We start from the raw sequence: 20,175 nt of genomic DNA, 5'->3' as shown, positions 1-20,175 counted from the left end.
ATGGTCACATCATTCTGAAGCGTTTATAACATAATAAAATCGCCGATGCGCAACCATCGACGGCAATGTGGCAACAAACTGCTGCAATGGCACTAACGCACCATAGCTAAAATAATCAGCACAAGCACTGCAAATTGATTTATCAGTGAAAAGGCAACGCACGCCGTCATTAATCGCGGCTTCCGATTAGAAAAAAGCGGGCAAAGAGCGCCCGGTCCTTACTTCCGCAGGATGTGATGACTTTCGCTAATTGCGGTTTTGAATCATCAAGCTTGTCTTGAACAAACAGTTCTAGTTCACACTGGTAGGAAAGTATAAGAAAACATTTAAAGGAAACGAGTGTAAGCGGTCCGAAAAAACGCCGCGTCCTGCGGCTCACCGGACACTAGGCCGTCCATGGCCGTCGCAACTAAGTCTTCGCCTTTGCCAGAGGCTTGGCGAAGCCAAGTTTTCTAATGAATCATTTTGATCCTTGATTAAGTAACGTGGCCTGAACAAAATAAGCGGAGATTTTCCGGCTATTTTCATCATGATGCTTGTTTTACAGGTAAATAAGGGTAATTTTTCCGCTTATGCACGGAAAAAACCTCTATTTTCACGTTATTCGATGCGATAAGCGGAATTTTTCCGCTTATTTCTTAGATTGGGCGGCTTACCTAATCGTCCATCCGAATCTTATGACCATATCGTCGTACCGGCAAGGCACGCGTTTTTTTCACCATGGCATCTGTTGAACGATGCAAAACAAGCAATCGAGTAGTTACCGTTTTCTTACCCTCACCACATACGCATCATTTCCTCAACTTTATCTTTGTCCGCCTTCCCGTTTTTCATAAAAACGTTTGGAAAACCAGCGCCGTAACCTCGAATGTTCGCTTCGCCGAAGATTCCGGCAACTCGATTGCATGTGCTCGCCAGGCTGGAGCGATCATACTTCCGGCAAAAATCATTGAGCTCCTCTCCATACATCCACTCTTCTTTTGCATGCTGATCAAAGTTGATGACCGAGCACTTGACCTGCTCTACGTCCATTTTCCGACGTGCTGAGAGCATGATCCGATCGATGAAGTCATCGTCAGGTAAGGAATAGCCGGCGAAAATAATATGCTGCGCATGTTCGATGGCCACTTTCATGTCATTCTGGATTTCTTGAATAAATGAGGGCTGAATTGCTTTAAAATGCGTCTGCATCGCAATTGCTGTGTGATGTGACTCAGTAATCGTGCCGCAATAGGTGCATTGAACCGCATCAAAAATACCTGCGTCAATGGCTTTTTTCTCTTCGAGTGAACGCGGACTCCTCGGGGAAAGCGAAGGAATAATCTGCGGTGGGAACAGGCACGGCGAATCAACGCACCATTCATTCCCCAAATAAAAGGTGAGTTTCCCGCACTTTGGGCATTGCCGAAATCCGTGGCAGCCATGTGGAAAGTAAAATTTGCCGATTCGAATTCGTCTTCCGGTTTGGTACTCACTGTCATTCATTTGCTGCACCGCGGTTTCATTCATCGGAAACCAAGCCGATGGCGATCGGCCATCAACTTTTCTGACGGCAATAAAATGTACGAGATCATTAAACAGCTTCATTGGCTGCGGTGGATCACCAATCTTCGGGCAATCCGCTGCACTGTTCATTTCCTTATGCGCATTGAAAATCAACCAAAGTAAAATCGGATCCCAGTTCATTGAAATCATGGCATAACTGAATAGATAAAAGTTTCGATCATCAAATGAAATCTGTTTCGCCGCTTTTTGGACACCTTCCTCACGCATTCGACCGGCAAGGATCGTGGCAAATTCATAATAGTGATGATAAAGCGCCTTTGTGTCCGAATCATGCAGGAGCTCCACATAGCCGATAGCATGAATTAATTGTGTCAGCATTGTCAGTGTGCGCCGGGCTGCAATCAGTCGATCAAGCGTAATGAACCGTTGCTCAACTTCGATTCCTTTATGCGCTTGAATGTGAAGATCAAGCAAATTATATAAATCGTCCAGACTGAATCGATGATTTCGATTCCTCGGGCAGCGTTCAATGACCAGCTTTACAGCATTCCAATCATAGAGCATTTGCAGGTGCTGCGCGCGATCTTTCGGAATATCCAGCACGCGTATAGCTTCATCCTCGTGACCATGAAATTCCGAATCAATCAGTTCAAGCAGCGCCTTAAGTTCGCTGCGCACCTGTTCATCTGCTTCAGGAATGACCTGATCAATAGCTTCTCCTAGATTCTTATCTGCCTCAGTCAACGTCTGAAACATTTTCCCAAGCTCATTTGTCGTTTTCATATGAAGCGGCTCAGTGGTTCCCGCACCCCAGAAAATTACGGTTTCCGGCCAATATGGATTATAGTTTTCATAATGAATCATTTGCTTTTTCACCCTGACTGATCATGCCATTTATATCGTCATTTTACCCAAAAACGGACTGATCAGCCCTATGAATAATTTACTGGTAAAACGAAAATAATACAGCGGTTTGGAAATGGCTGATTTATCGGAAAAGAGATGGTGGTTGTGTATACCGCTGGCTGGCAATCTAAAATAAATGGCAACATATGAAAAAACTGGGGGTTTACAGACGCAGCGCTCATCTATAAACGTTTATATTTATTTTTTTCTCATTATCTTCATTTGAAAATCCAAAGACCCTATCGGTACCATTTATATCAATCAGCAAGGCTAATTTAGAAAAAAAAAGTTCCCTACAGTAAGTAGAGAACAAGGTGTGAGTCTTACATTAACAGAAGAGGATTGAGATTATTCATACTATAACACTATGTTTAATTATATTTCAAGTGTTTTTTTATGTCTGGCATATCCGAGTAGCGGTTCATTAGATCATTCCTTTGTATTGCCTGGTCGATTATTCAGCGCCAATTCGTACAATCCGGTGCTTGACAGTCCAGCAAGCCCCCCTGCCCACAACCTCAGCACCAATTCCAGATCCGTAAACGGATAAGCCGCGAGACCGATCAGTACGCCAACACCAAGAGCAATGGCAGGAACGGTATTTTTGGGTATTGATACCGTCCGTTTAACTAGTTCTGTAACCGCGGTGATCATAGGCAATAAAAGGGTTGCAAGCATAAGTACTTCTGTCATGATCATTCCTCCGATCTATTAAAATAACTGGCAGATGCCAACATGTCTTACTTAAAGATATTCAGGATTAAAAAAGCACAGACCAATTTTCCGAGCTGGCGATTCCCGAGCAGTGAAAGGTGCGCCCCTCCTTTGGCAAATGAGAAAAACCGGGCAAAAAGCGCCCGGTCCTTATTTCCGCAGGACGCGGTGACTTCCGCGTTGCATACAGGACGTACTTCCGCAGGATGCGGTGACTTCCGCGTTGTGCACACGACGTGCACGCCTTTAGCGGGAAGTTCCTTACAACTAGCGGAAAGTTCCCTTACAATTAGCGAAAGTTCCTTTTACGATGCGGTTTTGATTACACCCCGGTTGCCCGCTTGCCGCGGGCAGTCCGGGAGCCTCCTCTAGCAGGTTAGCGATTTATTTAGCAGGTTAGCCGGTTATTCAACAGGTTAGCGATTTATTTAGCAGGTTAGCTGATTATTCAACAGGTTAGCGAGTTATTTAGCAGGTTAGCCGGTTATTCAACAGGTTAGCTGATTATTTAGCAGGTTAGCGATTTATTCAACAGGTTAGCTGATTATTTAGCAGGTTAGCGATTTATTCAACAGGTTAGCCGGTTATTTAGCAGGTTAGCCGGTTATTCAACAGGTTAGCGATTTATTTAGCAGGTTAGCTGATTATTTAGCAGGTTAGCGAGTTATTTAGGGGAATGTAATTTAATTTGTGTAAATGAATTATTTCGGCCACAATTTTCATATGTTCGGTCTAACCTTTTAATGAGCATTTTGTTTCGCATTAGGTGTCTACTCCGCCACCACAGCCCACTTTTATTTCTTCACGCACAACTCTGGCATGTTCGTTCTCATATATCCTCCTCAAACTGGGCTTTTTACTCATTCCGCATCTGTCCACCGGCTCATACACTGCATTATCAGGTGATGAGGAGGTGTGCATTTTGAATAATCAACCTTTTTACGGCGGATCCCAGGGATGCAAAGGCGGATACGGTGGTCAAGGTTATTGTGGTTGTGGCAACGGCTTTGCTTTAATCGTTGTTCTGTTTATTTTACTTATCATCATTGGCGCAACGTTTGTCCATTAAATTAAGAATCACATGCAGCAATCTCCATGTTGTTCCTTTGTGAGGGCACCTTGCACCTGGTGCCCTTTTCACGCACTCAAAATAGCGGTTCCTGAAAGCATGCAATCTGCGTTGCCGCCGGGTTGAGCCACAATAATAGGCAATTTAATCATTCCGCATTAATTCCTACACTCATATACTACATAATCACGCGATGAGGAGGTGTTCGCTTATGGGTTCTCCTGATGTTGGCGGATATAGTGGTGGCCACGATAGTGGCTTTGCATTGATCGTTGTTCTTTTCATTCTGTTGATTATTGTTGGCACCGCATTCTGCTATTAAAAACGGTCTGCCTCACTGCCACCTATTCTGTACATCCTCAAGTAAAGGACACCCAGCACCCGGGTGTCCTTTTAATTCTGACTAAATCCTGTTCACCTGCCACCGGGTTGAGCCACAATACTTCTGTACGTTTTGCCCCGGTCTCTGCCTTAGCCATTCTCAATCAGCCGCTCTGAACGTGACGCTGCTGTTTTTTCGATCACCAATAGTCCCGAGTATGCCTTTAAGCCACTTCATTTTGCTCATCATCATGTCCATGCATTTCATTTGTCCATTTCCATCGTAAAATAAGCAGCAAATAAGACATGAAAGCTTGCTTTCACGCCTATTATCGCTTGTATTTTGTTGCGTGATCATTCAAAGACAAATGAAACGTGCCGGTACTGGAAACAGTAGTACTTAAGAGAGAACAGTTTAATCAGGGCAAATACGCACCAAAAATAAGGAGCTCATTTATGCAGACAACAAAACTTACTTATACTATTATTGATGTGATCTTGAAGATGCCGGGATTGAAAGTCCATCGTGAGGATTTCTTCACGCGTGCTTTCCCAAAGGAGGATACCCAGCAGCTGATTGAGATTGGGCCAGTGGCTTATTTCGGACAGGCGGAACTTGAGAAGCGAGCGGCGCAACTGATTCAGAGTGCGACCTTGAAGAGCTCCGCGATGTCATTCGCGGCAGGGATTCCCGGCGGTCTTGCCATCGCGGCGACCATTCCTGCTGATACGACGCAGTTCTATGCGGTCGCGCTGCGTCTTGCTCAAGAGCTTGGTTATCTTTATGGACGCGAGGATCTATGGGGCGATCAGGATCCCTCGACGAAAAAAGGCCGTGAAACCTTGATTCTTTATCTTGGCGCGATGCTCGGTGTCAGTGGAACGGGCGCGATGTTGCGCGTTCTGTCGTCCAAGCTGTCCGCGCAGGCACTTGAACGTATTCCGCAAAAAGCACTTGAGCAGACCATTTACTATCCGCTGATTAAGAAGGTTTCCACATTTTTTGGTGCAAAAATTACGAAGGGAACCTTCGCCCGCGGTGTATCAAAGGTTGTACCGATTTTAGGCGGCGCAGTGTCCGGCGGAATCACCTACGCGACAATGAAACCGATGGCGCGCCGACTCCAGAAAGAGCTCGCGTCCGGATTGACCGACGATCCCGATGTAATTGAACGTGATTTGAAAGAACTCAAACAAATCGGCAGTGCACCTTCTTCGCAGATCCATAAATAATTCGTCGTGCCAGACAGGTGACTTGGTCACCTGTTTTTTCAGCATTGGAATATGCTTCCATATTTAGATTTACAGTGTTGTCGGAATAAACTAAACTAGGAATAGTCTTACAGTTTTTAAGATAAAATTTTATTCTGACAGCGGGAGATGGTCCATCATATCTGATCAATGGCAAGATTATTTGGCTAAAAATCAAGAACGTTTTCTTAAGGAATTTATCGAATTGCTGCGGATTCCGAGTATTTCTGCTGATCCGGCGTATGCGAAGGATGTGCGTGCTGCGGCGTCGTGGGTCGGTAAGCGGTTGGAAAATGCGGGGATTGAGCATGTGCAAACGCTGGAAACCGGTGGTCATCCGGTCGTTTATGGTGACTGGCTTCATGCGGAAGGACAGCCGACGGTCCTGATTTACGGACATTTTGATGTGCAGCCGGCGGAACCGCTTGAGTTGTGGGATTCTGATCCGTTCGATCCGGTGATCAAGGATGGAAAAGTGTTCGCGCGTGCGGCTACGGATATGAAGGGCAATCTGCTTTTGCCCATTGTTGCCTGCGAAGCTTTACTCAATACGGACGGTACGCTACCGGTAAACATTAAATTTCTGTTCGAGGGTGAAGAGGAAATCGGAAGCCGGTCATTCAGCGGTTTCCTTGAGAAACATAAGGAGCTGCTCGCATGCGATCTCGTGATTAGTGCCGACAGCGGCGTAGGTACGGAGGAAAATCCTACGGTTGGCACCGGTGTGCGCGGGGTCTTTTCGATGCAAATCAATGTGAAGACGGCGGATATGGACATGCATTCCGGATTCGGCGGCGGGATCGCGCCGAACGCGATCCATGAGCTGGTCCGCATCCTTGATTCGATGCGTGACGAGGACGGACGTATTCTGGTTGACGGCTTCTATGATCAGGTTCATACGCTGTCCGATGATGAAAAAGCTCAAGTCGCACAATTTGATGCTTTCCCGGAAGGTATCCGCGAGAGTGTCGGTTTCAAGGAATTCTTTGGTGAACCTGAGTTTACGCCAATGGAACGCGGAGTTGCGCGCCCTACCTTGGAAGTCAACGGAATTTGGGGCGGCTATCAAGGCGCAGGTGGCAAAACGGTCATTCCGTGCGAAGCTCATGCTAAACTTACCGCGCGTCTTGTTCCGGACCAGGATCCGAAAAGGATTCAAGAATTGATGGAAGCGCATATTAAGGCGCACACATTCCGCTCGGTGGACGTAACGATTGAGGATGAGCATGGAACGCCTCCGTACCGCGTGCCTGGTGATTACCCGGCACTTAAGGTGCTTGAAAACGTGATGGAAGAGATGACCGGGCATCCGGTAAAGCGTCAATGGGCAGGCGGTTCGGTTCCGGTCACCAGCCTGTTCAAAGATATGCTTGGCGCAGAAACGTTGTCGCTCGGCGGGTCGCAGGATGACGAACGTCCGCATGCGCCAAATGAGTTTTACCGTTTGAGCAGTTTCACACACATTCAAAAAGCATATTGCTTGTTCCTGCAGGAGCTAAGCAAGAGCTAACAGATAAACAGCTGCCGCTGGGTGATCTACTTCCCGGCGGTTTTTCGTCATTTCTGTTAAATTTTTCACATATTAATGTAAGCGCATTAAAAATCTGATAGAGTAGGTGTGTAGAGCGTCTGAAATGAAAACTCTATTGTTCATAAACTGATAAATCGAGGGATCTGTATGTATCAGGTTAAGGAATTTGATCAGCAAGGGTTACATTTTTTCCGACTTTCGGACAATGCTTCTTACGTAGATATCTGCCCTGAGCGCGGTGGTATCGTGACGGGTTTTCATGCCGATGGTGAAGACATTTTGTTCATGAATGAGGAGACGCTTTTTGACACGAGCAAGAACGTGCGCGGCGGCATTCCCGTCCTGTTTCCAATCGCCGGTCAGCTTACCGATAAGACGTACGAATGGAACGGTGCCGTCTATCACATGGACAACCATGGTCTCGCGCGCACCCGTCCTTGGCAGGTGATCCGCAGTGCTGCTGACGATGATCAAGCGGCAGTAAAAATTTCCTTCCACAGCACTGAAGAGACGCGCGAATCCTATCCATTTGACTTTGAGGTTGTGCTTACTTACACGCTGGCAGACGGTCAATTGACGATCGGTCAAACCATCAGCAACCTCTCCAACGATGCAATGCCGGTCTATCCGGGCTACCACCCCTATTTTAATATTAAGAACCAAAAGCTCCATATTAAAAGTAAAGCCGCAACCTACCTTGATTACAATGATCATCAAATCAAACCGTTCGACGGCGGAATCGATATGCATGGTTTGAAAGAATCCGTTGTCCTGCTTAACAGCGGCGATCCGCAGCTTGAATTTGATTTTGACTCGTCAAAGAAGGTCGTCATCAAGCAAGATGCTCGTTACAAGTACACTGTGCTCTGGGTTGAGGGGAATCAGCCATTCGTCTGCGTTGAGCCATGGACTGCGCTCACCAATACATTCAATGAAGATAAATCCAAAGCACTCATGGTCAAACAAGGCGAACCACTTGAATTGGCAATTGACATTTATCTTGAAGAACGTTGATGAACGCATGCGTGCAGAAAACGGCCGTCCCCTTTTTGAGACGACCGTTTTATTTTTGATCGCGCATTAACTGATGCGGCGATTTTGCTCTCTTATTTGTCCAATCTCGGCTTCCAATTCCAGTCTGCGCTGCTTCAACGCATAGAGTTCATTGGTTATTTCCTCGGTGAGTTCGACATTGCGATTGCGCAATTGCTGATACAAGCCCAGGATTCTGCGGTTCACATAGCCTAATTGCACGCGCAGATCGCTTGCTCGCGTGCGTTCGCGTTCTGCCGATTCCTTCAGAAGGGCGGCAAGATTACTTTTAATTTCTTTTTGCCATTCATGGTCTTTAATTCTCGTGGCGAAGAGATACAGGTCCAGATAGTCATCAATTTTCATGTTATTCAGATGATTCATCATGTGTAGCATCCTCCTTATATCATACCTTCATCATTCTTCGTTCGTCCCGGCATCTTTATGGCTAGGCAACCAATAGTGCTGCAGCAAGCCTGCTACAATTCATGAGGAAAAAAGGTATTTTGTCCATTTTATTAAAGGATTACAAAATTGTTACACTTTATAATAATTTGAAAAATAAATAGGCATTTACTTCAAGTATTAGGGTCACCTATCCCTAACATAAGGATTCAATTAATTTTTCTTATTTTATCGTGAAGATCTGAATCTGTCAAAAAGATTAATTCAGGCATGGTGAAAAGGTCACGCATTTCTCAGCTCCTCCTTCGCCTGATGGTAAAGGAGAAGGATGGTTTGCGCATACGGCAGAAGTACCGCCCCTTGATTAGATAGGGAAAAATGTCGTCTGGAACGAATGAATAACGTCGCATTCAATTCTCTTTCAAGCATTTGAATTCGTGTGGTGACTGTTGGTTGGGTGAGAAATAATTTGCGTGATGCGTGGCGAAACCCTTTATTGTTCACGACGGCAAGGAATGTTTCGAGTTGATCAATAGTCATAGTCTATCACTTTCCTCTCAAATTCTCGAATCATTTATCTTCGGAATACGGTGCCGGTTCGAATGAGCCGACATCCTTGACCGCATGAAATGGTTGGAGAAATCCGCGATAAATCATTGATAGTTCAGATATTTATCAGCTAAAACAAAAGGATTCTCTGAGCTCTATTTGGGAGAATCCTAATATTCGCATTTATTAATAACGACCGTTCACTGGTCGGCTGAGGATTTAAACTGCTTTCTTGATAATTCTTTCTGGTTTATATATAACTGAATCTCAGTCTCTTCTTTAGCACTTAAATTCAGAAACTGAATGCCATAATTAGTTGTAGAATAACCATGTTTTGTTTCTTTTCTGACGACCATTCCTTTAACATGGATCATCGTTCCATCCACTCTCGCAAAGGATAAAGAAACATCCACCTCTTTCTTAACAGGAAAATCAATGCTGCACTTAATTTTCATGCCGCCAAGACTAATATCAAGCATATCGACCATAAACGATTTATTATTCAAGCGCTGTAATGTTTGCTCACCAAAATCAAGCACTTTCACCGAACATTTTTCATTTTTTAGCACAATACGATGATGTCTGCGTCTTTCTCCTGATTGTTCTTCCGAATTATTTTTTTTGTAAACTTTTTGCCTGAGATTTGTTATGAGTTTGCGATCATTGTTTATAATTTTATTATAGTGAAGAATGAATGCTGACAAAATTGCCAATAAAAATATACCCTCAATACCTGCTCCAAGAATGATTACTAGATTATCCGACATATAAAGCACCTCACATAGATTTAGAAATCGGCTGTGGCTTTCCGATCGCAAAGCCTTGCGCAAACGGTACGCCGAGCATCTGCGCGCAAGCAATATCGCATTCGGTTTCTAATCCTTCAAAAATTAATTTCACATTAAACCTTGTGCAGTAGTGGACAAGAAATTCAACATAAGCCTGTTTCCTTTTCGATTGGGTCAAGCCAACTGAAAAATAGCGATCCAATTTAATATAGTCTGCATCAATTTCGATTGTCCGATTGATAGTGTCGACACCTTTGCCAAAGTCATCAACCGCAATCAAAATACCCATTTTCTTCAGGAAATTTATGGCTGTTAACAGTGCGGTGAAATCAACAATACTCTCGGTTTCGACAATCTCCAATACAATCTGATGAGCTGGGAAGGCGCAGTGGTCGATCATTCGAAGAATAAAAAGAACGAAGTCCCGATGCAGAATTGTCGATGGGTAGACGTTAACAAATAGCTTCTTGCCTTTATTAGCAGGCCCATCAAGAGCGAAGGTGCAAAGCGCTTTTCTTATTGAATGGATATCGAATTCGAAAAGCTTGTTTTTCCTGATTGCGCGCCGAAACGCTTTTTCAGGATTGGGGAAAACACGCGAGCGAAACAGCGCTTCATAACCTTCAACCTCGGCAGTTTGTAAATCGACAACCGGTTGATAATAATGAAAAAAATTTTCTTTTCCGTGAACACAAATAGACCACATGATTTCTTCGCCTCTTTTAATCAAAAACGGCGCACCGAAACAAATGTGGAAGATAAATACGATTTACTTCCTTTCGGTAACCCGGCGACCTTAGCTTGCGCTTTAGGCCCGTAGCTTTGCGACCCTATCTTTCAATAGGTGTGCCATTTCGATTGAAATAATTTATCATACCGCAATTATTACGCAATAGGGATAATGATTCAAGGACATTTGTACCACATTTACCCTTATATAAAATTTTTTGATCAGCAAGCAATATGTAAACGATTTCATTTTATAAATCTAGGTAGATCGCCTTATGGACTCATGCAGGATAGAGCGTCCATCACGCATAAGACGAATTTGAGAAAGGCCAGCAGTCGATTGGCACTCGGACCATTCGTCCAAAATTCCCCATTGAAACCATTGATCTTTAAGATTCTCTCACTATTTTTTTCAAAATAAAAACACGGTTGCCCGCGTTGTGGTCACTGATTATTTGTTTTCATTGTTTTCATTGCGTTGAGTATGTCATCCGATAGATTTCCGCTCACAGCGCGGCTGTTCTCTTTGCGAATGGCTTCGTAAATCTCGCCGCGATTGACATCAACTTTCCGAGGTGCCGTGATTCCAAGTTTGATCTGGTCACCTGCAATTCCGACTATCTTTACCTCGATATCATCACCGATTCGTATTGACTCACCAAGTTTTCGGGTCAAAATTAGCATCGGTCACACCCTCTTTTCCGTGAGTGGAGCAGTGAGCGGCGTTCTGAGCGAGTAGTCGGATTGCTCAGGGATATACTGCTTACCGGTCTTGTTTCTAACATTAATGATGATCGGCGCTTTAAGGTTAACCGTTGATTCAGAGAATGGGTCGCGCACACTGACAATGACCCAAACCGCGACATCCTTCTGTGATTGGATTGCAAGCTGCTGAACAAGATGATCCGGCAAATCAACACTGAAGTGATCAAAATATAAAAATGGTGAAGTGACAATAAACGCGACATCTGCGTCATCGATGGATTGAAGAATGGAAAACGCTTCACCAAAAGGTTGAATAATAAACTGTTTATCATTTGCGAAGCCGGGAATGCCATTCGTGAATGATAAGATATCGGCTTCTTTAATTTCCTGCTTGCCAAAGTATTTAGTTTGAATAATCATGAGACATCGTTATCCTTTCTCATCGATGAAAATGCCGGCTGCCTGAATGTCGAGTGATGGATACTGAGCCATCGAAATGTTTACTTGACCCGGTTGATAGGTATACTCAGGCGCATGCGTCGTCGCTTGTATTGCCGGCGCATGCGTCTGCCAATTCACGTCAAGACGCGCAGGCGTTACATCATAGCTGACTGCTTGGAATGCCGGAGTGCTGCCGGTATCATACTTCGTACCAATAACACTCATTGAGACGTTGGCAGCTGCTTGCTCGGCGAACAGATTTTTCCCCTTGTTCCGCTCAATATGCAGAAGCGCGTCTCCTTCTTCCGCGTGACGAGCGATGCCATCCAGAACTGCCTGCTTCCCCGCATCCGCAGCTTCAGCAATTCGAACTCTGGCGGACTTGAGATCAAGGTTATGCCAGCCGGCCGATTGATCGATCTTCACTTGAGCCGATTGGCGATCAATTGTCAGTTCCGCTTTTGGCTGCTGTATGGATTGTTCGGACTTCGGCTGGCGAATCGTCTGAGAGGCGTTTTGCGTAGTTACCGATATCCTGCCGAACACCTGATGCATTTCTACATGCGGGAGGATCTTCGCCATGTTATCACCCTAATTAATCAGATCTTCTTGTTTTTAACGTAAAAAGTCAACGAGCGATGTTTGAATGATCTTCGCACCAACCGAAAGCGAAGCATTGTAGACATTCTGCTGCTGATTGAGTTTAACTAATGTCTCTGCATAATCCGCATCTTCGTTGTTTGCCATCACATTCGTTGCAACGGTTTTTTGCTCGGCCAAACGATCCTTAGTCAAATCAATTCGATTTGTTTTCGCACCCAAATCTGCTTGGGCTGTACTAACTCCATCCAAATGTGTGTCAAGCTTTCCAAGATATTCGCTAATATCCGAGCCCGTTGCCGTGCCGCCGTTCAGCATACCGCTTAATTCCTTTAAGTCACTGAACATTGAGGCGGTAAACACCTGATTCGGATTGACATTAATCGCCATTTGGATTCCGTCGTTAACAGCTACTGAAAAGTTAGGATTGCTTAAAGCATCAGCATTAATTGTTACGGTTCCATCCGACGCTTGAGTTAACAACGGATTCGCCGAATCGCTGCCGCTGAAAATGTATTGACCGCCGACCTGTGTATTTCCCAATGTGACCAATTGCTGAGTCAGCTGATCCACTTCCACGCCAATCGCCTTTCTTTGATCGGCCGTATATGTATCCGTGCTCGCCTCATTGGTCAGTTCACGGACTCGGTTCAGAACGTCGTTAACCTGGTCCAGAGCGTCGTCGGAGCTGTCCAGCCATTTATAAGCGTTCGTTACATTCTTTTGATATTGTTCCACATGACTGACATCTGTGCGGTAAGAAATGCCCATCGTCGCGACAACTGGATCTTGAGACGGACGCGTAATTTTCTTACCGGATGCCAGCTGACTCTGGTAGTCCGCAAGCTGACTGTAGCCATTTGAAATATGCCGTAAAACGCTATTGGTCATCATTCCTTGTGTGACGCGCATCGTTTATCAGCCCCCCATCTTATTAATCAAAGTGTCCAGCATTGTATCAAGTGTCGTGACAACCTTGGCCGCCGCAGCGTACGAATGCTGGAATTGGATTAGATTGGTTAATTCTTCATCGAGTGAAACACCGCTGACCGATGAACGTCTGTTTTCCGCCGCATCAAGCATGGTTTGCGAGTTGCTGGTAAATTGATTGGCAGATTGAGCGTTTACGCCTATTTGTCCGATTAAATTCTGCAAGTAGGTTTTTAGCGTCATTGCCTCACCATCTGAGTCATTGGGATTATTAGGATCATCTTTATCAATAACAAATTTGTTAGTAGCAATCACGTCGGCCATCGCTGTGGCACCGCTGTTGTCGCCGCTTGGCATCGATTTATTAGCCGCGGTGACATCACTTCCCACTAAATTACTGTTCACATGAATGTTTGCCGCGGTAACTGTTCCATCAGCTGCTCCAAGAAAGAAATCACCTTTTGCGGTATCATACCCCGCCGTATTTTCGTATGCCGCATTGAATTTGTCCGCCAATGCGCTTGCCATGTTGTCCAGACTCTTTAAGACACTCGGGTAATCAATGGTATAAGCATCAATCAAGCCTTGTAGTTTTCCGGAAAAATTTGTAAGCTCGCCTGTATCGACGCTCGTTGTATCATCAGACTTAACCATTGAAACAGTGACTGTTGGTGACGAGCTGTCCGATGTGTCAATCGTCGACTTTAAATGGTTGTTTGTCATCGCCTTACCGTCCACTAAAGTCGCGCTAGGCGAATAAGAAGCCCCATTGGCATCGACCAACTCAATCGTATATTTTCCTTCCGCGAGCGGCGACGGATTGCCGTCGCTTTCCACTTTTGTCACCTTAATGTTGACTAATTGCGCCAGTTTATCGGTCAACGCATCGCGTTCATCATACAAATCATTCGAAAGAAAACCGTTTGCCTCTTGCTTGTTAATCTCTTTGTTGAGCGCGTTGATTTGATCGGCATAATTATTGACCAGATTCGTATTCTCCGTAATCTGCTGATTCAGGTTATTTTGAACCTTGCCTAAAGATACGGCAATATAGTTAAACGTATCGGCAACCGCCGATCCCTTTTGCAGAACGACGGTGCCTGTGCCGGCAGTTCCCGAATTCCCCGCCAAATCCTGAAGTGATTGCCAGAATCCATCGAGCTCGGAAGAAATTCCGGTGTCCGTGGGTTCATTCACAATATCTTCCATTTGGCTGTATGCGTCGCTGAGCGAGCTCCAATAGCCATTTTGATTTGAATTATCACGCACCTGGAGATCGACAAATTGATCACGGATGCGAACGACCGCTTCGTCGTTCACACCGGTTCCGACCTGTCCCGCACCTCTGGCGGCGTTGATACCCACGCCGGGATACGGAAGCCAAGTGGTCAAATTAACCCGCTGACGTGAATAGTCCTCGGTATTTGCGTTTGATATATTATGTCCTGTTGTCTGAATCGCTGATTGCGTCACTTGCAGTGCCCGCTGCATCATACTCAAGCTTGAAAAAATCGGGATCACCGGTAGCACCTCCGCCTTATGTTATGTCCGAGAGTCAATACGTCCGCTAAAGACGGATGAAGGAGCTTGTCCGTCTCTTGGATTTTGATAATTATTTAATGTATGTGTCTTTGGTCGTAGTAAGCCCATGTTCAGCTTTACCCACAGCAATGAGTCGCGAAGAAGCTCCTGGTTCAACGTATTTACCTGTTTCAGCGCGTACACGCTATTCGCCAAATCAAGGTATATTCTCTGCCAATCGCCGCGCTCTTTCTCTTCGACAACCGCTTGTTCCCATTCCGCAAAGGTCGCGCCCGCACCGTCATCGCCAAGGTCCGCTTCAACTATAGCCGAGCGTTCTTTTTCAAGAGCGCGTAATTTCTCTACGAGTGGGCTCTCTTTTTTCGTGATCTCGCTTAATGCCGGAGCATTCCCGCCCTTAACCGCCTCTGTCTTCTCAACAGCAAGTGCGTAAAGTGCATCGTGGCATTCGATCATCGTTGTCATTATTGTTTTCATGCGCTCCACAGACAAGCTTCCTCACTCCTCACGGCCGCATCCGTATTATTTGTTCCAAAATCCGTACATCTTTTCCGCAATCTTGGCAGACGGAACATGATAAGTTCCGTTTTCCACTTGCGCCTTGATCTGTTCGATTTTTTCCTGCCTGGCTTCTTCCAGCTTCTGTGTCCCTTGCAACCGTTTCGCCGCAGTTGAAATTTCAACTTTATCATTTGTCTTCAGCGGACCGGAAGTACTCGAATTCTGTTCGTCCGACTTCGCTGTCTGATAATTATTAGTATAGGGTTGTACAGGCTGATAACGATTAATTTTCAATGAATTCACCTCATCTCAGAGGAATTTTACCGTATAATTTGTCAAATGAATGTATGTGTTTTCTTTTTATCCAGTACATAGTTTATATCGGTCGTCAAGAGAAATCCTTTAGTTTTCAGAACATTTCAGGTGTGGTACGTTTTACCTTTTAAATTTGGTGCCTTCTTCGATTCAATGTGGGCGCGTTCCATATCACGCTCAAGATCCTTAAGACAATGATCGCAAAGACTGCCTGTTTGAATCAATCGTCCGCATGATTTGCATGGATAACCCAGATTCTGGAAAAGTGTGGTTTGGAGTCGGCCCTCACGGATCCATTGATAAATCCAATCTATAGCGACACCTGTCGCTTCATGAACCTGAGGGACTGTAGACATTCTGTTTTCTTGCTTGCGAATAAAACGATATACGGTCTCAAACATCTCATCTTGTTTTTTTAAACAGTTAGGACAGTACGGAGAAGTTACTCGGACATAAAGTTTTCCGCATTCCTTACAATTTTCGAGTTCAGCCAATCGAATTCCTCCTTACGTCACGTACCTGCCGTTTATCGGCCTGCAAATGCTCATAATTCAAACAACGCACCTGAATGTATTATCGGCTAAGCGTCGGTAAATTTTAGCGACATTGTCACAAATTGAGTAGAAGAGAATTCCGGCATGGTGGTAAACTAACAAAGCATCAGTCATTTTACTCAGTTTAGCATCTGCTATGCTTTCGCGCTATGAGGCGGATGGCCGAATACAAAAGCGCGACTCACATGACACGAAATCGGGTACCTGGTTCTCCGCGCCACACCTGACTTTAATTAAGCGAGTTGATGAACCGCGCAGTGAAAGGAGATGCCCTGATGCGCACATTCAAGAAAAATTGGCTGGGCTGGTTTCTTGCATTAGATGTCCTGCTCGCCATGCTGCTCTTTGTGCTCTACTCACCTGAAAACCGTTCCATCGGAAAAAAATGGATTACCGACGTGACGTATGAGGCGGAACAAGTTAAAGATGAAGCTTTCGAGGAACCAAAGAAAAAAAGTTCTGTTCAAATCGATGCGCCGCAAATTCGTCAAAAACCCGAATTACCGCGCGGCTGCGAAGTTACATCGCTCGCGATGCTTCTTCAAAAAGCGGGCGTACATGTTGGCAAAATGGAGTTAGCCCGCACGATCAACCGAGTGCCGTATTATCAAAATGGGTATTTTGGAAATCCAGATGAAGGCTTTGTTGGGAATATGGAAGAGTTTGACAAACGCGGATATGGCGTTTATCATGAACCGCTCGCCTCGCTTGGCCGCCACTATCTCCCGAGTCGGATTATTGACCTCAGCGGCAAGTCGTTCGATTCGGCCGTACTTGCTCAGCTGCAGAATGGAATTCCGGTTGTTGTGATCACAAACGCAACCTTCAAGCCTTTGGCAAAAAATTATTTTCATGATTGGCGCACGAGGAGCGGGATCGTAAAAGTCACAAATCAGGAACACTCGGTTCTCGTAACCGGTTATGATCAAAACCATATTTTCTTCAATGATCCTCTTGGCAAAAAGAACGCAACCGCAGATCGCGCCACTTTTATTCAGGCATGGGAACAAATGGGAAAACAGGCGGTCAGCTATCGAAAGTCATCCGTTTTTTAACCATAGTGAAACAGGCTTCGTCACCGAAAAGGATGGCAAAGCCTGTTTCTTTTATTTCTTTATCCGTGAATGAGTGTCAGCGAGTCAATCTCGATGGGATTCGCTTGAGCTAAAGCTTCCGCTGCCAGCCGTATAGTCGCTCCTGTTGTATAAATGTCATCGATCAGCAGCACTTTTCCCCCCTCAATAAGCGACGCATAGTCCGCATTGATTCGAAATGGCGTGACGCGCTCCATTAAGCGTTCCCGACGATTTTTCTTACTTTGCTTCGGTTCATGCTTGTCACGAACAAGTGCGTTCGTGACAGGAGCCCCCATTTTCTCAGCCAGCACTTCGGCTTGATTAAAACCGCGTTCTGCCAACCGCGCGGCGCTGAGCGGTATCGGCACGATAATAAATGATGCATCCATTTTGTCCAATAAACGAAAGGCAGTGCGCGTGCCATGCTCCTTCTTAATCCGTTGGAAAGTTTTCCTCAGGTCACACGCAAACCCATCCGCCAAAATCGAATCACCGCGAAACTTAAATTGGTTAATTATTTCCTTGATGAATTCATTATAGCTGAACACGGAATAATTCTTGACATACAGCCCGTTTCGACCGCTCTTCCTCCACCAAACACAATCTCGGCATATTCGATCACGCACCGTTTCCTGATCAAGCAGAGACAGATCTCGTCCACAATAGAGGCAGTTATTGCGTCGATTAATTCGTTTCAAGCCATCACGGCACGCGGGGCAAAATCCTGCTTCAGTTTCCGGAGAGAGGAGCGTACGAAAAGTCAGCGGTTCACGACGCTCGGCATTGCAGAACAAGCACAGTGCCAATCAAAGCGCCCCTTCCTTGTTCATTTGCTTGATTTGTCCAAGTGCTCGAACCATCGCCAGTGTCTTGCCATTGTGAAAAAAGACAAGGTCACCAGCGGGGTATTCCGCAGATCGACCGACACGTCCCGATATCTGAACGAGCGCGCATTCGTCAAAAACAGGATCATCTGCTCCGACAACACATACCTCAACACCAGGAACTGTGACGCCGCGCTCAAGGATCGTTGTGGTCACAAGAATATTAATTTTTCCATTACGAAAATCGGCGACCTTCGTGTGGCGATGCGGATCTTCAGCATGAACGCCAACAGTTCGGTCAAATGCTTCTCTTTGTAAAATTTCTGTCAGATCCCGCGATAACGTGACCGATGGAACAAACACGAACACTTGCCGTTTTTGTTCCATTTTTTCCGTCAGCCATACGCGAAGCGGTACGGGCAATTGTCCTTTTTGAATCGCTCGCAGCCAGCCACCGATCCAATGAAAACGGGGCACAGGCAGTGGGTGTCCATGATAGCGTCTAGAAAGCTTAACACCGCTCAGACTCCCGGACAAATAAGCGCTTCTTAAGGCTGCCGGCGGTGTAGCGGATAGATAGGCGAACGGCGCGCCGGGTTTGGCGGCTTTCCGGACTGCAAATTCCAGCATCGGATCAAAGTGGAAAGGGAACGCATCAACTTCATCAATAAATACACAATCAAAGCATTTTGAATAGCGAATGAGCTGATGCGCAGTTGACAGAACAAGAGGAGCGTCAGCTCGCACATCGTCGCTTCCCGCATAGAGGCCGCTTATCGGAACGCTTGGGAACGCCGCGCGCATACGCGGCAATAATTCGCGAACGACATCCGTGCGTGGTGTCGCAAGAACTACGTGCTTTCCTTTCTTCAGCTGATGTTCGATCGCTTGGTACATAATCTCGGTCTTTCCCGCTCCGGTAACTGCCCAGATCAGGAATGACTCCCGTGCCGTCAGCGCCTGATCCAGCGCTGCCGCTGCCGCGTTCTGATCGTCCGACAAACGGCCGTCCCATGTGCAAAGCTGTACATCATTGTGAGTGGAACAGGTCCATGATTCAGGCTCAGGTCCAATCCATGTCACGAGATTGGTGCATGAGCGCACGATTCCCATTGTGAGGCAATGGCGGCAGTAGACACATTTTTTTCGGCAATGGCTGCATGCGCAGGTTGCGAATGCCTCTTGATCGCGATTACCGCAGCGCGCGCATAGCCATTTCTTTCGGCCGGACAACAGATCGAAAATGTTATCATTCAGTGACTCGATCCCAGGGCGGACAGCGACGTACCCATTCTTAACATGCTCCTTAACGACTTTATCAGGAAAGGGCAACTCCTCAGCACGGAACTCTCTTCCAAACAAAAAGCGCTGCATGTCGAGATGATAGCTGGGAAAATAGTCATTTTTGCGGGAAATCAGAAGCATTGGCAAACCTTCTTTCGGAGAATGAGTGGGGATAGCGCTATTGACATAAGTGACAGTGTGTTCAAAGGAATATGCGATGGGGCAAAATGATGGTGTCATGCGTAGTGGATAGAAATGGTATAGATAGTATTTCGACAATAATCGATTATATCCTTCATTCATTGAGAAAAAATTTTGCTATCTTCCATGGTCCAGAAAATTCAGGCAAAAAGTGCCTGATGCTTTTTGATTGAAGAAAAACTTAAACTTGGTGAACAGTAAAGACGGAGTGCGCAGCAAATTCGTTACAAATTTGGGTGACTTCGTTACGATTTTGAGCTCTTTCGTTACGATTTTCCTTCGGTTCGTTACGAGTTTGGGGAATTCGGTTCAACTTTGATCATGTTCGGTTCGACTTTCCGATGCTTCGGTTCAACTTTCCGATGGTTAGGTTCAACTTCGAGTCTTCGGTTCGACTTTTC

Annotated in this window: 22 protein-coding genes and 1 riboswitch; of the genes, 6 read left to right on the top strand and 16 right to left on the bottom strand. The window is 45.6% G+C overall.

The genetic code is table 11. The features are described 5' to 3' along the window. Positions 1-777 precede the first annotated feature (777 nt). Complete coding sequence (locus tag BM003_RS12665; protein ID WP_093673641.1) at positions 778-2,370, bottom strand: hypothetical protein; 1,593 nt, start codon at positions 2,368-2,370, stop codon at positions 778-780. Positions 2,371-2,841: 471 nt separating this feature from the next. Next, positions 2,842-3,105 carry a holin gene (locus BM003_RS12660; RefSeq protein WP_093673639.1) on the bottom strand — a complete coding sequence of 88 codons (264 nt, stop codon included), beginning with the start codon at positions 3,103-3,105 and terminating at the stop codon, positions 2,842-2,844. Positions 3,106-4,048: 943 nt separating this feature from the next. Here BM003_RS12660 and BM003_RS12650 point away from each other — a divergent pair. From BM003_RS12650 to BM003_RS12630, 5 genes are all read left to right on the top strand, one after another. After that, on the top strand, positions 4,049-4,195 hold the full coding sequence (locus BM003_RS12650; RefSeq protein WP_143128464.1) for a YjcZ family sporulation protein: 147 nt from the start codon (positions 4,049-4,051) through the stop codon (positions 4,193-4,195). A 211-nt stretch (positions 4,196-4,406) separates the two neighbouring features. Continuing rightward, entirely contained in the window at positions 4,407-4,517 is a 111-nt protein-coding gene (locus tag BM003_RS12645; RefSeq protein WP_093673633.1) for a YjcZ family sporulation protein, read from the top strand. A gap of 455 nt (positions 4,518-4,972) precedes the next feature. Beyond that, positions 4,973-5,749 carry a hypothetical protein gene (locus tag BM003_RS12640; protein WP_093673631.1) on the top strand — a complete coding sequence of 259 codons (777 nt, stop codon included), beginning with the start codon at positions 4,973-4,975 and terminating at the stop codon, positions 5,747-5,749. A 121-nt stretch (positions 5,750-5,870) separates the two neighbouring features. Then, positions 5,871-7,277 carry a dipeptidase gene (locus tag BM003_RS12635; RefSeq protein WP_342742018.1) on the top strand — a complete coding sequence of 469 codons (1,407 nt, stop codon included), beginning with the start codon at positions 5,871-5,873 and terminating at the stop codon, positions 7,275-7,277. A 168-nt stretch (positions 7,278-7,445) separates the two neighbouring features. Continuing rightward, positions 7,446-8,312 carry an aldose epimerase family protein gene (locus BM003_RS12630; protein ID WP_093673627.1) on the top strand — a complete coding sequence of 289 codons (867 nt, stop codon included), beginning with the start codon at positions 7,446-7,448 and terminating at the stop codon, positions 8,310-8,312. 66 nt (positions 8,313-8,378) lie between these two features. On the opposite strand, the gene BM003_RS12625 is transcribed toward BM003_RS12630, so the two are convergent. From BM003_RS12625 to BM003_RS12570, 12 genes are all read right to left on the bottom strand, one after another. Then, complete coding sequence (locus tag BM003_RS12625; RefSeq protein ID WP_093673625.1) at positions 8,379-8,717, bottom strand: hypothetical protein; 339 nt, start codon at positions 8,715-8,717, stop codon at positions 8,379-8,381. 300 nt (positions 8,718-9,017) lie between these two features. Next, a complete protein-coding gene (locus BM003_RS12620) occupies positions 9,018-9,275 on the bottom strand; it encodes a LysR family transcriptional regulator (RefSeq protein ID WP_093673623.1) in 258 nt (85 codons plus the stop codon). A gap of 209 nt (positions 9,276-9,484) precedes the next feature. After that, complete coding sequence (locus BM003_RS12615) at positions 9,485-10,051, bottom strand: PilZ domain-containing protein (RefSeq protein ID WP_093673621.1); 567 nt, start codon at positions 10,049-10,051, stop codon at positions 9,485-9,487. Between the two features lie 10 nt (positions 10,052-10,061). Beyond that, entirely contained in the window at positions 10,062-10,778 is a 717-nt protein-coding gene (locus tag BM003_RS12610) for an EAL domain-containing protein (protein ID WP_093673619.1), read from the bottom strand. 72 nt (positions 10,779-10,850) lie between these two features. Next, a riboswitch (cyclic di-GMP riboswitch) is annotated at positions 10,851-10,933 on the bottom strand. A 312-nt stretch (positions 10,934-11,245) separates the two neighbouring features. Further along, a complete protein-coding gene (csrA, locus tag BM003_RS12605; RefSeq protein WP_093673617.1) occupies positions 11,246-11,485 on the bottom strand; it encodes a carbon storage regulator CsrA in 240 nt (79 codons plus the stop codon). 3 nt (positions 11,486-11,488) lie between these two features. Then, complete coding sequence (fliW, locus tag BM003_RS12600; protein WP_093673615.1) at positions 11,489-11,926, bottom strand: flagellar assembly protein FliW; 438 nt, start codon at positions 11,924-11,926, stop codon at positions 11,489-11,491. A 9-nt stretch (positions 11,927-11,935) separates the two neighbouring features. Then, positions 11,936-12,529, bottom strand: a complete 594-nt coding sequence (locus tag BM003_RS12595) for a DUF6470 family protein (RefSeq protein ID WP_093673613.1) — start codon at positions 12,527-12,529, stop codon at positions 11,936-11,938. 33 nt (positions 12,530-12,562) lie between these two features. Continuing rightward, on the bottom strand, positions 12,563-13,459 hold the full coding sequence (gene flgL / locus BM003_RS12590) for a flagellar hook-associated protein FlgL (RefSeq protein ID WP_093673611.1): 897 nt from the start codon (positions 13,457-13,459) through the stop codon (positions 12,563-12,565). A 6-nt stretch (positions 13,460-13,465) separates the two neighbouring features. After that, entirely contained in the window at positions 13,466-14,998 is a 1,533-nt protein-coding gene (gene flgK / locus BM003_RS12585; protein ID WP_093673609.1) for a flagellar hook-associated protein FlgK, read from the bottom strand. 21 nt (positions 14,999-15,019) lie between these two features. After that, a complete protein-coding gene (locus BM003_RS12580) occupies positions 15,020-15,505 on the bottom strand; it encodes a flagellar protein FlgN (protein ID WP_245734263.1) in 486 nt (161 codons plus the stop codon). A 36-nt stretch (positions 15,506-15,541) separates the two neighbouring features. After that, a complete protein-coding gene (gene flgM / locus BM003_RS12575; RefSeq protein WP_093673605.1) occupies positions 15,542-15,814 on the bottom strand; it encodes a flagellar biosynthesis anti-sigma factor FlgM in 273 nt (90 codons plus the stop codon). A 125-nt stretch (positions 15,815-15,939) separates the two neighbouring features. Next, on the bottom strand, positions 15,940-16,329 hold the full coding sequence (locus BM003_RS12570; protein ID WP_093673603.1) for a TIGR03826 family flagellar region protein: 390 nt from the start codon (positions 16,327-16,329) through the stop codon (positions 15,940-15,942). Positions 16,330-16,664: 335 nt separating this feature from the next. Here BM003_RS12570 and BM003_RS12565 point away from each other — a divergent pair, with 335 nt between their 5' ends. Further along, the gene (locus tag BM003_RS12565; protein ID WP_093673601.1) at positions 16,665-17,444 is read left to right on the top strand and encodes a C39 family peptidase; all 780 of its coding nucleotides are present in this window, start codon (positions 16,665-16,667) and stop codon (positions 17,442-17,444) included. Positions 17,445-17,503: 59 nt separating this feature from the next. Here the strand turns inward: BM003_RS12565 and BM003_RS12560 are convergent, their stop codons facing one another. After that, the gene (locus BM003_RS12560; protein WP_093673599.1) at positions 17,504-18,271 is read right to left on the bottom strand and encodes a ComF family protein; all 768 of its coding nucleotides are present in this window, start codon (positions 18,269-18,271) and stop codon (positions 17,504-17,506) included. Then, the gene (locus tag BM003_RS12555; RefSeq protein WP_093673597.1) at positions 18,272-19,714 is read right to left on the bottom strand and encodes an ATP-dependent helicase ComFA; all 1,443 of its coding nucleotides are present in this window, start codon (positions 19,712-19,714) and stop codon (positions 18,272-18,274) included. Positions 19,715-20,175 lie beyond the last annotated feature (461 nt).

Source organism: Sporolactobacillus nakayamae, from assembly GCF_900113325.1.
Classification (GTDB): domain Bacteria; phylum Bacillota; class Bacilli; order Bacillales; family Sporolactobacillaceae; genus Sporolactobacillus; species Sporolactobacillus nakayamae.
The sequence above is the reverse complement of the archived record's forward strand: the minus strand, read 5'-3'. Positions and strand labels throughout refer to the sequence as shown.

Excerpts from the sequence above, each read along its gene's own strand:
- BM003_RS12665 (WP_093673641.1), bottom strand. The coding sequence starts at position 2,370 with ATGATTCATTATGAAAACTATAATCCATATTGGCCGGAAACCGTAATT.
- BM003_RS12660 (WP_093673639.1), bottom strand. The coding sequence starts at position 3,105 with ATGACAGAAGTACTTATGCTTGCAACCCTTTTATTGCCTATGATCACC.
- BM003_RS12645 (WP_093673633.1), top strand. The coding sequence starts at position 4,407 with ATGGGTTCTCCTGATGTTGGCGGATATAGTGGTGGCCACGATAGTGGC.
- BM003_RS12640 (WP_093673631.1), top strand. The coding sequence starts at position 4,973 with ATGCAGACAACAAAACTTACTTATACTATTATTGATGTGATCTTGAAG.
- BM003_RS12630 (WP_093673627.1), top strand. The coding sequence starts at position 7,446 with ATGTATCAGGTTAAGGAATTTGATCAGCAAGGGTTACATTTTTTCCGA.
- BM003_RS12625 (WP_093673625.1), bottom strand. The coding sequence starts at position 8,717 with ATGATGAATCATCTGAATAACATGAAAATTGATGACTATCTGGACCTG.
- BM003_RS12620 (WP_093673623.1), bottom strand. The coding sequence starts at position 9,275 with ATGACTATTGATCAACTCGAAACATTCCTTGCCGTCGTGAACAATAAA.
- BM003_RS12615 (WP_093673621.1), bottom strand. The coding sequence starts at position 10,051 with ATGTCGGATAATCTAGTAATCATTCTTGGAGCAGGTATTGAGGGTATA.
- BM003_RS12610 (WP_093673619.1), bottom strand. The coding sequence starts at position 10,778 with ATGTGGTCTATTTGTGTTCACGGAAAAGAAAATTTTTTTCATTATTAT.
- csrA (WP_093673617.1), bottom strand. The coding sequence starts at position 11,485 with ATGCTAATTTTGACCCGAAAACTTGGTGAGTCAATACGAATCGGTGAT.
- fliW (WP_093673615.1), bottom strand. The coding sequence starts at position 11,926 with ATGATTATTCAAACTAAATACTTTGGCAAGCAGGAAATTAAAGAAGCC.
- BM003_RS12595 (WP_093673613.1), bottom strand. The coding sequence starts at position 12,529 with ATGGCGAAGATCCTCCCGCATGTAGAAATGCATCAGGTGTTCGGCAGG.
- flgL (WP_093673611.1), bottom strand. The coding sequence starts at position 13,459 with ATGCGCGTCACACAAGGAATGATGACCAATAGCGTTTTACGGCATATT.
- BM003_RS12565 (WP_093673601.1), top strand. The coding sequence starts at position 16,665 with ATGCGCACATTCAAGAAAAATTGGCTGGGCTGGTTTCTTGCATTAGAT.
- BM003_RS12555 (WP_093673597.1), bottom strand. The coding sequence starts at position 19,714 with ATGCTTCTGATTTCCCGCAAAAATGACTATTTTCCCAGCTATCATCTC.